Annotated in this window: 10 protein-coding genes; 4 read left to right on the forward strand and 6 right to left on the reverse strand. The window is 61.5% G+C overall.

Annotated elements, in window-relative coordinates; all coding sequences use genetic code 11:
* Positions 1-136: 136 nt before the first annotated feature.
* The 4 genes from dusB to RCCGE510_RS07670 all read left to right on the forward strand — a co-directional run bounded on the left by dusB (position 137) and on the right by RCCGE510_RS07670 (position 5,285).
* A complete protein-coding gene (gene dusB, locus RCCGE510_RS07650) occupies positions 137-1,153 on the forward strand; it encodes a tRNA dihydrouridine synthase DusB (RefSeq protein ID WP_037078073.1) in 1,017 nt (338 codons plus the stop codon).
* A complete protein-coding gene (locus RCCGE510_RS07655) occupies positions 1,150-2,304 on the forward strand; it encodes a nitrogen regulation protein NR(II) (protein ID WP_007628710.1) in 1,155 nt (384 codons plus the stop codon). The genes dusB and RCCGE510_RS07655 overlap by 4 nt, the downstream gene beginning before the upstream one ends.
* On the forward strand, positions 2,301-3,752 hold the full coding sequence (gene ntrC, locus RCCGE510_RS07660) for a nitrogen regulation protein NR(I) (protein WP_007628712.1): 1,452 nt from the start codon (positions 2,301-2,303) through the stop codon (positions 3,750-3,752). Before RCCGE510_RS07655 ends, ntrC begins: the two co-directional genes overlap by 4 nt.
* 543 nt (positions 3,753-4,295) lie before the next feature.
* On the forward strand, positions 4,296-5,285 hold the full coding sequence (locus tag RCCGE510_RS07670) for an aldo/keto reductase (RefSeq protein WP_007628714.1): 990 nt from the start codon (positions 4,296-4,298) through the stop codon (positions 5,283-5,285).
* Positions 5,286-5,446: 161 nt separating this feature from the next.
* Here the strand turns inward: RCCGE510_RS07670 and RCCGE510_RS07675 are convergent, their stop codons facing one another.
* From RCCGE510_RS07675 to RCCGE510_RS07700, 6 genes are all read right to left on the reverse strand, one after another.
* Positions 5,447-6,769 (reverse strand): D-serine ammonia-lyase, encoded by a 1,323-nt coding sequence (locus tag RCCGE510_RS07675; RefSeq protein WP_007628715.1) that lies wholly within the window; start codon positions 6,767-6,769, stop codon positions 5,447-5,449.
* A 40-nt stretch (positions 6,770-6,809) separates the two neighbouring features.
* Positions 6,810-7,568 carry an amino acid ABC transporter ATP-binding protein gene (locus RCCGE510_RS07680; RefSeq protein ID WP_007628718.1) on the reverse strand — a complete coding sequence of 253 codons (759 nt, stop codon included), beginning with the start codon at positions 7,566-7,568 and terminating at the stop codon, positions 6,810-6,812.
* Between the two features lie 25 nt (positions 7,569-7,593).
* On the reverse strand, positions 7,594-8,721 hold the full coding sequence (locus RCCGE510_RS07685; protein WP_007628720.1) for an amino acid ABC transporter permease: 1,128 nt from the start codon (positions 8,719-8,721) through the stop codon (positions 7,594-7,596).
* The gene (locus tag RCCGE510_RS07690) at positions 8,718-9,932 is read right to left on the reverse strand and encodes an ABC transporter permease subunit (RefSeq protein WP_007628722.1); all 1,215 of its coding nucleotides are present in this window, start codon (positions 9,930-9,932) and stop codon (positions 8,718-8,720) included. Before RCCGE510_RS07690 ends, RCCGE510_RS07685 begins: the two co-directional genes overlap by 4 nt.
* A 57-nt stretch (positions 9,933-9,989) precedes the next feature.
* On the reverse strand, positions 9,990-11,024 hold the full coding sequence (locus RCCGE510_RS07695) for a transporter substrate-binding domain-containing protein (RefSeq protein WP_007628723.1): 1,035 nt from the start codon (positions 11,022-11,024) through the stop codon (positions 9,990-9,992).
* Positions 11,025-11,328: 304 nt separating this feature from the next.
* Positions 11,329-12,225 (reverse strand): LysR substrate-binding domain-containing protein, encoded by an 897-nt coding sequence (locus RCCGE510_RS07700; RefSeq protein ID WP_007628724.1) that lies wholly within the window; start codon positions 12,223-12,225, stop codon positions 11,329-11,331.
* Between the last annotated feature and the right edge of the window lie 6 nt (positions 12,226-12,231).

Raw genomic sequence — 12,231 nt, forward strand, 5'->3', positions numbered from 1 at the left:
AAAATATGCGGAATTGACCCGAGTGCTCTAACGTCTTGCTTTGGCCTTTTCCAGCATCTGCCCGAAAAATATCGATTTCGATCCGAGCCCCCTTGGCAAGCCGAGGAACAATGGCTAAAAATCATGCAGTTCCACAGTGTGCCCGAAAGATAATCATTTGATTTCCAAGGACCTCGCAGCGCCTTTCCGAGTCGGAGACGTCTCCGTGCGGAACCGCGTCGTGCTGGCGCCGATGTCCGGCGTCACGGACATGCCCTTCCGCGAGCTCGCCTGGCGCTTCGGCGCCGGCCTTGTTGTCACCGAAATGGTAGCAAGCCGCGAACTGGTCAATGACACCGCCGAATCCTGGTCGCGGCTCCAGGCCGCGGGCTTCCGGCCGCATATGGTTCAGCTCGCCGGCCGAGAGGCACACTGGATGGCGGAGGCGGCGAAGATCGCTGCCGATCACGGCGCCGACATCATCGACATCAACATGGGCTGCCCGGCAAAGAAAGTGATCGGCGGTTATTCCGGCTCGGCGCTGATGCGCGATCCCGATCACGCGCTCGGCCTCATCGAGGCGACGGTCAAGGCCGTCGATATCCCGGTGACGCTGAAGATGCGCCTCGGCTGGGATGAGAATTCCATCAACGCGCCTGACATTGCGCGCCGCGCCGAGACGGCCGGTATCCAGCTGGTGACCATTCATGGGCGAACCCGCATGCAATTCTACGAAGGCCGTGCCGACTGGGATGCGATCCGCGCCGTCCGCGAGGTGATCTCCATTCCGCTGATCGCCAATGGCGATGTCGAAACCGCAGAGGACGCGCAGGAAATATTGCGCCGCTCCGGCGCCGATGCGGTCATGATCGGCAGGGGCTGCCAGGGCAGGCCGTGGCATGCCGGCGTCCTTGCCGGAGCCGCCGCGCCGCACCGGCAGGAGATCGCCGATGTCGCCGTCGAACATTATGCGATGATGCTGGATTTCTACGGCGAGGCAGTGGCGGTCCGCCATGCCCGCAAGCATCTTGGCTGGTATATCCAGCGGTTCGCCGCTGATCTCGCTGGCGGCGAAAAGGCAGCGATCATGACTTCGCGAGATCCGCGCGAGGTGGCCGCGCGCCTTTACGATGCGCTGGCATCAACTGTTGTCGACAGCCGGGAGGCGGCATGACGAAGGATACGATCGCTCCGCCCGATCACGCCGGCGGGACCGTCGCCATGGCCGTGCTCAACGCCATCCAGAACCCTGTCGTCATGGTCGACGAATCCGGCTTCGTCGTTTTCGCCAATTGGGAGGCGGAGGCCTTCTTCGGCGCCAGCGCCCCGCATCTGGCGCGTTACCGCATCTCGACCTTCATTCCCTTCGGCAGCCCGTTGCTCGCCCTGATCGACCAGGTGCGTGAGCGCAAGGCGCCGGTCAACGAATATCGCGTCGACCTGAGTTCGCCCCGCCTCGGCCAGGACAAGCTCGTAGACCTCTATGTCGCCCCGGTGCTCAGCGAGCCCGGCGCCGTCGTCATCGTTTTTCAGGAACGCTCGATGGCCGACAAGATCGACCGTCAGCTGACGCATCGCGCCGCTGCCCGCTCGGTTACCGGTCTCGCCTCGATGCTGGCGCATGAAATCAAGAATCCGCTCTCCGGCATTCGTGGTGCTGCCCAGCTGCTCGAGCAGTCGGCGGTCGATGACGACCGGGCGCTGACCCGGCTGATCTGCGACGAGACCGACCGCATCGTCTCGCTGGTCGATCGCATGGAAGTCTTTTCCGACGAACGCCCTGTCGACCGCATGCCGGTCAACATCCATTCCGTGCTCGATCATGTGAAGGCGGTCGCCAAGGCCGGCTTTGCCCGCAACATCCGCGTCACCGAGAGCTACGACCCGTCGCTGCCGGCGGTCTATGCCAATCGCGATCAGCTCGTCCAGGTCTTCCTCAATCTGGTGAAGAACGCCGCCGAAGCGGTCGGCGACCGGCCGGAGGGCGAGATCATGCTGACGACGGCCTATCGCCCCGGCATCCGTCTGTCGGTTGCCGGCACCCGCGAAAAGATCTCGCTGCCGCTGGAATTCTGCGTTCACGACAATGGCCCCGGCGTGCCCGTCGATCTGTTGCCGCATCTCTTCGATCCTTTCATCACCACCAAGCCGAACGGCAGCGGCCTCGGCCTGGCGCTGGTTGCCAAGATCATCGGCAATCATGGCGGCATTATCGAATGCGACAGCCAGAACAGCCGCACGACATTCCGCGTTCTCATGCCGGCGTCGAAGGACGCCTCGCTCGAGGACGCCTCTATCGCAAGCTCGACAGGACCTTCTCGATGACAGCTACGATCCTCGTTGCAGATGATGATGCGGCCATCCGGACCGTGCTCAACCAGGCTTTGAGCCGCGCCGGTTATGATGTCCGCATCACCTCCAACGCCGCGACCCTCTGGCGCTGGATTTCAGCGGGTGAGGGCGATCTGGTCGTCACCGATGTGGTGATGCCCGACGAAAACGCCTTCGACCTGCTGCCGCGCATCAAAAAGGCGCGTCCCGACCTGCCCGTCCTCGTCATGAGCGCGCAGAACACTTTCATGACTGCTATCAAGGCTTCGGAAAAGGGCGCTTACGACTATCTGCCGAAGCCCTTCGACCTCACCGAGCTGATCGGCATCATTGGCCGTGCGCTCGCCGAGCCGAAGCGCAAGCCGGCCAAGCTCGAAGACGATATGCAGGACGGCATGCCGCTCGTCGGCCGCTCGGCGGCGATGCAGGAAATCTATCGCGTGCTCGCCCGCCTGATGCAGACGGACCTGACGCTGATGATCACCGGCGAATCCGGCACCGGCAAAGAGCTCGTCGCCCGCGCCCTGCATGATTACGGCAAGCGCCGCAACGGCCCGTTCGTTGCGATCAACATGGCGGCGATCCCGCGCGACTTGATCGAATCGGAACTGTTCGGCCACGAGAAGGGCGCCTTCACCGGTGCGCAGACCCGCTCGACCGGCCGCTTCGAGCAGGCCGAAGGCGGCACGCTCTTCCTCGACGAAATCGGCGACATGCCGATGGACGCCCAGACCCGGCTTCTGCGTGTGCTGCAGCAGGGCGAATACACCACCGTCGGCGGCCGCACGCCGATCCGCACCGACGTGCGCATCGTTGCCGCCACCAACAAGGACCTGAAGCAGGCGATCAACCAGGGCCTGTTCCGCGAGGATCTCTATTACCGCCTCAACGTCGTGCCGCTGCGCCTGCCGCCGCTGCGCGACCGGGCCGAAGACATCCCCGATCTGGTGCGCCATTTCACCCAGCAGGCCGAAAAGGAAGGTCTTGGCTCCAAGCGCTTCGATCAGGAAGCGCTGGAACTGATGAAGGCCTATGCCTGGCCGGGCAACGTTCGCGAGCTGGAAAATCTCATCCGCCGTCTGGTGGCGCTCTATCCGCAGGATGTCATCACCCGCGAGATCATCGACGCGGAACTTCGCTCCGATGTGCCCGACAGCCCGATCGACAAGGGGCCGATCCGCAACGGCTCGATGACGATCGCGCAAGCCGTCGAGGAAAACATGCGCACCTATTTCTCAGGCTTCGGCGAAAATCTGCCGCCGCCCGGCCTCTATGACCGTGTGCTGACGGAAATGGAATATCCGCTGATCCTCGCTGCGCTGACGGCAACGCGCGGCAACCAGATCAAGGCAGCCGATCTTCTCGGTCTCAACCGCAACACCTTGCGCAAGAAAATCAGGGAACTCGGTGTCTCGGTCTACAGAAGCTCCCGCACTGCCTGAATGAAAACTGGCTGAATGAAAAGAGGGCGGTGGGCCCTCATGTTGCCCACCGCCCACTTCCTCCCGGCGTCCGCCGCCACGGTCGGGAAGAGAATTGAATCTAGCTGAGCCGGGTCGCGGTTTATATCCAGGCGGACAAACAAAAGCGCAGTGTCATTCAACGGTCACAGAGCATTTGTGAGGCGCGGTTTGCCGTCAGGCGAATGTCATTGAAGTTGCTGCGGTCGTAGCCGCCGCGCCTGTGGATAAGCTGTGGATAATAGGTGGATGACCGGCGCGATCAGCGGGCAAAAACGTTCCCAATTCCACTTCCATGTTGCCAATCCGTTCCGAATCTCGTCATCTCCCTCTGCTGCCGTCGACTTCCGCCGCAAACGTCGTCGACTGCATGCTACGGGGCGCTCCGACTTACGTCGTCGAGCGCCCTTTTTCTTTGAGGAAACTCCTCGCATATCGTCGCCCATGCCATAGATTACGCGAGTCGGTCGTCGATCGATCGCGCAATGCCGGCGACCGGCCGGCACATTTTTCAGGAGCTGCATGATGGAATATCGTCGTCTGGGAAAGTCGGGCCTGCAAGTGAGCGAGTTCTCGTTCGGCTCATGGGTGACATTCGGCAAGCAGGTCCATGGAGACGATGCCGTCGACCTGATGAAGCTTGCCTATGACAACGGGGTGAACTTCTTCGACAATGCCGAAGGCTATGAAAGCGGCAAGTCCGAGATCGTCATGGGCGAGGCGCTGAAATCGCTTGGCTGGAGCCGCGACAGCTTCGTCGTCTCGAGCAAGGTCTTCTGGGGCGGTCAGAAGCCGACGCAGCGCGGCCTGTCGCGCAAGCATGTGACCGATGCCTGCCATGCGGCACTGAGGAGGCTTCAGGTCGACTACCTCGATCTCTATTTCTGCCACCGCCCGGATATCGACACGCCGGTCGAGGAAACCGTGCGGGCGATGCATGATCTCGTTGCCCAGGGCAAGGTGCTCTACTGGGGGACGTCGGAATGGTCTGCGCAGCAATTGACGGAAGCCTACGCCGTGGCGCGCGACTTGCGCATCACGCCGCCGACCATGGAGCAGCCGCAGTACAACATCTTCGAACGCCAGAAGGTCGAGTCCGACTATCTGCCGCTCTATGACCTGATCGGTCTCGGCACCACCATCTGGTCGCCGCTCGCCTCCGGCGTCCTGACCGGCAAATACAATAACGGTGTGCCGGCAGACAGCCGTATGAACCTGCCGGGCTACGAATGGCTGAAGGAGAAGTGGTCAAGCGACGCCGGCCGCGCCCAGCTCAAACAGGTTGGTGAGCTCGCAAAGCTCGCGGACGAGATCGGCATATCGATCACCCATCTCGCTCTGTTGTGGTGCCTCGCCAATCGGAACGTCTCCACAGTCATCCTCGGCGCCTCGCGCGCCAGCCAGTTGCAGGACAATCTGGCGGCCCTTTCGCACAGGCAGAAGATGACGCCTGAGGTGCGGGACAGGATCGACGCGATTGTTGGAAACAAACCGGAAGCCCCGCGTCGGTTCTAGAGCCAGTCGCGCTAACGACATGCGTCAAACAAAGACCTAAAGCGCGAGAAGCGCGCTTTAGGTGAAACAATCTCACGCGACGTGGATACTGCAGCTGGCATCGGGTCGACAGGCGCGGATCGTTCCCGACCCGCGCCTGCGGCACCATTCGGCATGTGGGACTAAGCGAGGGCTTCCGCCTGATGGAGGAAGTGCTGGAACTGCTCCTCCGGAACGAATGAGCCGCCAGTTGTCCAGAGCACGTGCGTCGCCCGCGACATCTTCTCCTCGAGGCCATGCAGGGCTTGGAAACGCCGACCTTCTTTGTGGCGCAAGACGAAGTCCGGGCCGAGCAAGGCGGCGGCGGCCGAGGGCTCCAGCTTCTGCCTTTGGGTCATCCACGCCATTCGAAGCAGCTTGAACAGATCGTCGTCGGCTGCCGTATAGACGCCGGCGAGCATCTCGCGCATCACATTGGCCACGAAGGCCGACATGCGGGCAACAGCCATGCCGTCGGCTTCGGTCTTGTTGGTCAGGCCGACGTCGTAGACCGACACCAGCTCCTGCGAACCCGACATCATGTGGACGAGGGCGCAGGGCGACTGAACCGGCTCGACGAAGAAGGCGTGCACATTGTCGCCGAAGATCGCCTTGGCGCCGAAGGCGACGCCGCCCGGCGCCCCACCGATCCCGCAGGGCAGGTAGAGGAAGAGGGGGTTCTCCTCGTCGATGGTTATCCCGCGCTCGTCGAGCTGCGCTGCCAGCTCCGACGCCGCCGCGCTATAACCGAGGAACAGGTGCCGAGACTGCTCGTCGTCGACGAAATAGATCGTCGGGTCGGCGTCGGCGATGTCGCGGGCGTTTTCGACCGCGGTCGTGTAGTCCGCCTCGTGCTGGATGACGTCTACCCCCAACCGCCGCAGGCGCTCGACCTTCCAGGCCTTGGCGTCGGACGACATGTGAACCGTGGCTTTGAAGCCGAGCGCGCGCGCGGCGATGCCGACGCTCAAGCCGAGATTGCCGGTGCTGCCCACCGCCACGGTATAGCCGGAAAATAAGGAGCGAGCCTCGTCCGTTGCCAGCTTCCGGATATCGTCGCCGTCAGCGAGCAGTCCGGCCTGACGGGCGAGGCCTTCGGCAAAAAGGAAAACCTCGTAGACGCCGCCGCGCGCCTTGATGGAGCCGGCAACCGGCAGGTGGCTGTCGGCCTTGATGAAGACGTTGCCGAACTCTCTCGTTCGATAGCCGAGCGCCTCGCGAAGTTCCTTGAGTTCCACCAGTTCGGAGCGGATCTCGCCGTACGTATCCTTCAGTTCCGGAAAACACTCGGCAAGAAGCGGCGCCAAGCGCTGCCAGTTCAGGCGTGCCGTTTGCACGTCTGCCGGCGAAACCGGCAGGTCCGAGGTGTCGATTGCCTGTTTCCGATAGGAAGGATTGAGCCAGAGGGTGGGTCGGCCCGCAAGAACATCGTCGCGAGCGGGATCAGTGGGCAATATCGTGTTCATAGGATTTCCATTGCTTCGTGCGCCGGCTGAGTTGGTGCGGTCAGTGTTTCAGGACGCGTGCGAGGAAGGAGCGAGCACGGTCGTTTTTCGGATTGTCAAAGAATTCGTCCGGCTTCCCGACCTCGATGATCGAACCCTGGTCGATGTAGACGATGCGGTCGGCGACCTCTCTTGCGAACCCCATTTCGTGCGTCACGACCATCATCGTCATGCCTTCGGCGGCCAGTTCGCGCATGACATCAAGGACTTCGCCGACCATTTCCGGATCCAGGGCGCTGGTGGGCTCGTCGAAAAGCATCAGATGCGGCTCCATGGCGAGCGAGCGCGCAATGGCCACGCGTTGCTGCTGGCCGCCGGACAACTGACCCGGATATTTGTCGGCATGCGCCCTGAGGCCGACGCGGTCGAGAAGCTTCATCGCGGTCGCTTCGGCTTCTTCCCGCGACTTCTTGCGAACCCGCATCGGCGCGATGGTGATATTGTCCAGCACGGTCTTGTGCGGGAACAGACCGAATTGTTGGAATACCATGCCGACGCCCTTGCGGATTGCCGCGAGCTCGCGTTCTCCCCCAAGCTTCCGGTCAGCCTCGACGGGCATTTCATAGCCGTCCACGACGAGGCTGCCGTTCTGGTACATCTCGAGGCCGTTGACGCACCGGATGAGGGTGGACTTTCCCGAGCCGCTGGCCCCGAGTATGACCATGACTTCACCGCGGGTGACGGCGAGATCGATGTCCTTGAGCACATGGTGCGCGCCGTAGAACTTGTTCATGCTTTTCATTTCGACGATGGCGTTCATCGTGATGTCTCCGTGTTGGAACCGCTCAGCGGGCGCTCGTTGCCATATGGTCTTCGAGCTTTCTGGCGGCATAGGTGATCATCGAACCGACCAGGAAATAGGTGACGAGCAGGAACGAGAGGACTTCGAAGGTCCGGTCGCCATATTGTGGGTTCGCCAGGATCATCTGCCCTGCGCGGAGAAAATCCGTGAGTCCGATGATGAAGACGAGCGGCGCAGAGTTGAAGATGTCGAGGACGTTGCCGACCAGTGGCGCCACCACGACCCGGAGCGCCTGTGGCAGGACGATCGAGCGGTTGATGTCGAATTCGCTCATGCCGAGAGACCTTGCCGCCTCGGTCTGGGCGCGCGGCACCGCCTGAAGGCCGCTTCGGAAATATTCGGCAACGTAGGCGGAGTAGAAGATCGTGAACCCGATCATGCCGCGCGCGACGTCGGCCAGCCCCCACTGGGGCGCAAGGACCGGCATGAGAATCCAGATCCAGTAGACGACGAGGATGAGCGGCACCGACCGCATGACCTCGATGTACCATGTGCAGATAATCCTGAGGCTTGAGAGCCGGCTCTGCCGTCCGAACGCAAGCAGGATGCCGATCGGCAGAGATAGGACCGACGTCACCAGTGTCAGGAGGACGCTGAGAAGAAGTCCGCCCCAGAGCCCCACGCCCGGAGGGGCCATGACCGCCACAATGACGATGAAGCTCGTGAACGCCGCGGCAGGCATCGCCTTCCTGGACAGTGGCACATACGACGTCAGCACCCAGCCCAGCATGGTCGCAACGACGACGCCTGCCGCAGGCAGTGCATTCCCCAGGTCGCCATGATCGACGACCAGAAGCAGCAGGGGGACGAGAGCGAGGACCAGCCCATGATGAGGCTTGAACGAAAACACGCAACCGAGGCCGGCGCCGAGGATCGCTCCGATGATCGCCGATGCCGTCCATGCGCGCCACGCCTGATCGGCGGGAAACACGCCGATCATCAACACCCGCAGGCTCTGTACGATGATATCCCACCTTGCCGCGGTGAGCGCCCAAGCAAGGATCGAATAGGCGAGCCAGAGAGCGCCGGGAATGACCAGCAGCGACAGGGCGACGTCGAACGGCTTTCCGAAGAGGTTGTGACGGGTCCACTTTATTGAGGTGGCGATCATTGCGACACTCCCATGGGGTTAAGACGGCGGTTCGCCCAGTACACGGCCGAACTGATGATCCAGCTGAGGATCAGGTAGGACGCCATGACGATGATGATGCCTTCGAGGCTGTGGCCGGTCTGATTGGCGATCGTCCCGTAGATGTTGAAGAGATCGGGATATCCGACCGCGATCCCGAGCGCGGTGTTCTTGGTCAGGCTGATATACTGGTTCCCGAAGGAGGGGAGGACGACGCGAAATACTTGGGGGAGGATGATATCGTTGACTGTGTCGCGACGGCTGAGCCCCAGCGACCCCGCAGCCTCCCATTGGGCCCTCGGAAGAGCGTCGATCGCGCCGCGGACTGTCTCGGCGATGAAGGAAGCGCTGCTCACGACGATGGCAAGCAGGAGGGCTGCCATTTCCGGGCTGATGCTGGTTCCTCCGCTCGCCTTGAACTTGTTGGCGACGGGAAAGTCCACGGTCATCCCGCCGGTCGCGATCAGTAGCCCGAGGCAGACGACCGTTGCGGCGACGCATATCCGGCGCACTCCACGGATGGGGTCGAACACCGCCCCCAGCACCGACACCACAGTGGCAGTGACGAGGATAAGCGAAAGGGTGGAGACGCCGCCGCTCCATGAAAGAGTGGGAACGTATATGCCTTGCTGGCTGACGATAAGACCGCCGTAAAGCTTCGCTGCGGACGCCATTGGCGGAAAGCGCAGCACGACCGCGAAGTACCAGAAGACAAGCTGTATGAGCAGCGGCGTATTGCGTACGAACTCCACGATCCAGAAACAGAGGTTTCTCACCACCCAGTTGGTCGAAAGACGTCCGACGCCGAGCATCGTTCCAAGGATGGTGCTGAGGATGATCGCGAGCAATGCGACCTTCGCGGTGTTGAAGATGCCTGTGACGAAGCCCGACGCGACCGACATGTCTGAAGAGAATTGGGCGAGGCTGGGGACGAAGCCGTCACCAGATGTCAGCGTCCATCCTTCGCTGATGTCGAAGCCGGCGGTGTTCGTCAGGAACGAGAAGCTGAACCGTATGCCCTTCTCGGCAAGTCCCGTCTTGACCGCGTACGCCAGCATGCCGAGCAGCACGACGATGAGTGCAACGATTCCCAACTGGATCGCCTCGTGCCGGATGCGATTGCGCAGGCGCCGCCACCTCAGCCTATCGTTCTCTGCCATGCCCTGGATCGCACTCGTTTCATGGATTGTCATGTTCAGGCTCCAAGTGCTTGGGGGTCGAAACCGCGTGGTCCCGACCCCCGGCCAGCATCAGTTCCAGAGCGGCGAGTAGATTGCGCCACCCTGCGTCCACAAGGCGTTCGGTGTGCCCTTGCGGTCGAGATACATCTTGGTCTTCGGGCCCAGGTTGCGATCATAGGCCTCGCCGTAGTTGCCGACGGCTTTGATCGCCTGAGCAATGAAGTCGTCGGAGAGGCCGAAGTCCTTGCCGTAGCCGCCGCCATTGCTGCCGAGGAACTTCTGAACGAAGGGATCCTCGCTCTTCAGCTTTTCGGCCAGATTAGCCTGAGTGATCCCGGACTCTTCAGCCTGGAAGAGGCCATATTCGATCCAGCGCAGCGCGTTGCGCCACTTGGAATCGTTGGCAGCGACGAAGCCGCCGAACGGAGACTTGTCCAGCGTATCCGGGAGGATCAGATAGTCGGCTGGCTTCGGTGCGTTCCCCGCCCAGGCGGCAAGGGCTGATTTGTCGGTGCTCATCGCATTGCAACGACCCGAGTTGAGAGCGGAGAAAAGCTTCTCCAGGTTTTCATAGGTCAGGACCTTGGATTCCTTCCAACCACGCGCTTTGAAGGCAGCAGCCAAAACGGTCTCGGTGGCCGATCCCTGCGTGGTGCAGATCGTTGCACCATCGAGGTCGGCGAATTCCTTGATCCCGGCATCAGCTTTCACCATGAGGCCGGTGCCGTCGTAGAAGTTGATCGGGAGAAAATCGATGGCGATTGACGATTCACGTGCGGGTTTGATCGTGGTGTGGGCAAAGACGACATCGACCTGGCCGGTAAGGACTGCGTCGAAGCGGCTCTTGTCGGTCACCGTGATGAACTTGACCTTCGAGGCGTCGCCAAGAACGCCGGCTGCGACCGCCTTGCAGAAGTCGACGTCGAGCCCTTCCATCTGTCCGGTCGTGGTGTTGAGGTACCCGAAGCCCGGAGCGGTGTTGTCGGTGCCGCAGTTGAGCACGCCGCGCTGCTTGACCGTGTCCAGAACAGAAGCGGAAGCATGGGTGGCGTTGAATGCAACGCCTGCAAAAACGCCGGCAGTCAGGATTTTCAGTAGATTCATCGAAGTTCCCCTTTCGGATCGCATAGTGACGGTGACGCCAAATCAATGAGCAATGGCTCTATCGAAAGTCCGGTAAGACGCTGGAGGCGTTATCGCCATTCTGAACGCGTCGTTCCCACTATTGGCCAAGGTCTGCGTGCGATCTCGCTCCCAGCCCCATCAATTGGCAGATGGACTCTAGGAGCAGGGTCTGTTCAAATCTACTTAATTCTCCTGAGGTGATACATTAGGAAATCTGTTGATTTCTTGCCTCGATACCGCGTTGGTTATCGGCATGGTGCACGGGTTGCGCTGGCACCCAAACTCAAGAGAGCGGCGGCTTCTCCGCCATCCGGTCAAGGAACACCTGAAGGGCCGGACTGCGCTTTTCCTCCTTGCGGAAGGCGATGAATATCTTCCGACGGATTTCTGGAACGAGCCTGCAGACCCAGACGTCTTCGAGATCGTAGCTGGCGCGCAGGCCAGGCAGGATCGAGATGCCGTAGTTCTGCCGGATCAGCGCGATGGTCACCTCGAACCCTTTGCATCTCGCCACGATGTTGGGCTTGAAGCCCTCTTCCTGACAGGCCTCCACCACCATCCTAGTATAGGTGTCGGAAGCGGTGTCGATTGCCCACCGCTCATCCCTAAGCTCATGCAGGCCAACGGTCGGTTGCTCCGAAAGCCTGTGATCCTTGGAGACCATGACGTTGAAGACGTCCTCCATCAGGAAGATCGTCTCGATGTTGGGATCGAGCGCGCCGGTCGGCATGTTCAGGTCATCGATAATCGCAACGTCCGTCTGCCAGCTCCGCAGCGCGGCAACGCTTTCGCCGGGCTCCATTTCTTCGAACTGGACGGTGAGGTGAGGGTGTCGTTCGGCGAGATCGTAGACGACCTTCGGAATGACGGCCGCCGCCACGGAAGGGAACGCCGCCACCCGAAGCTCGCCGGAAACAACGCTCTTCAGTTCGGCGATGTCTGCTTTCGCCGATTCGATTTCGATGAGGATCTTCTCCGCTCGCAGCACCAGCTGCTGGCCGGCGGGTGTCATGACAACGCCCCGGCCGCGTCGCTCGACGAGCCGTATGCCGACCTCATCTTCGAGAAGTGCAATTTGTTGCGACACGGCCGACGGCGAGACGTGTAAGGCTTCTGCCACCGCGGCCATAGTCTTGCGGATTGATAGTTCGCGAAGTGCCCGCAGACGCCCGACGTCCATAACGAC

Source organism: Rhizobium sp. CCGE 510 (assembly GCF_000292525.1).
In the GTDB taxonomy this organism is placed as follows: domain Bacteria; phylum Pseudomonadota; class Alphaproteobacteria; order Rhizobiales; family Rhizobiaceae; genus Rhizobium.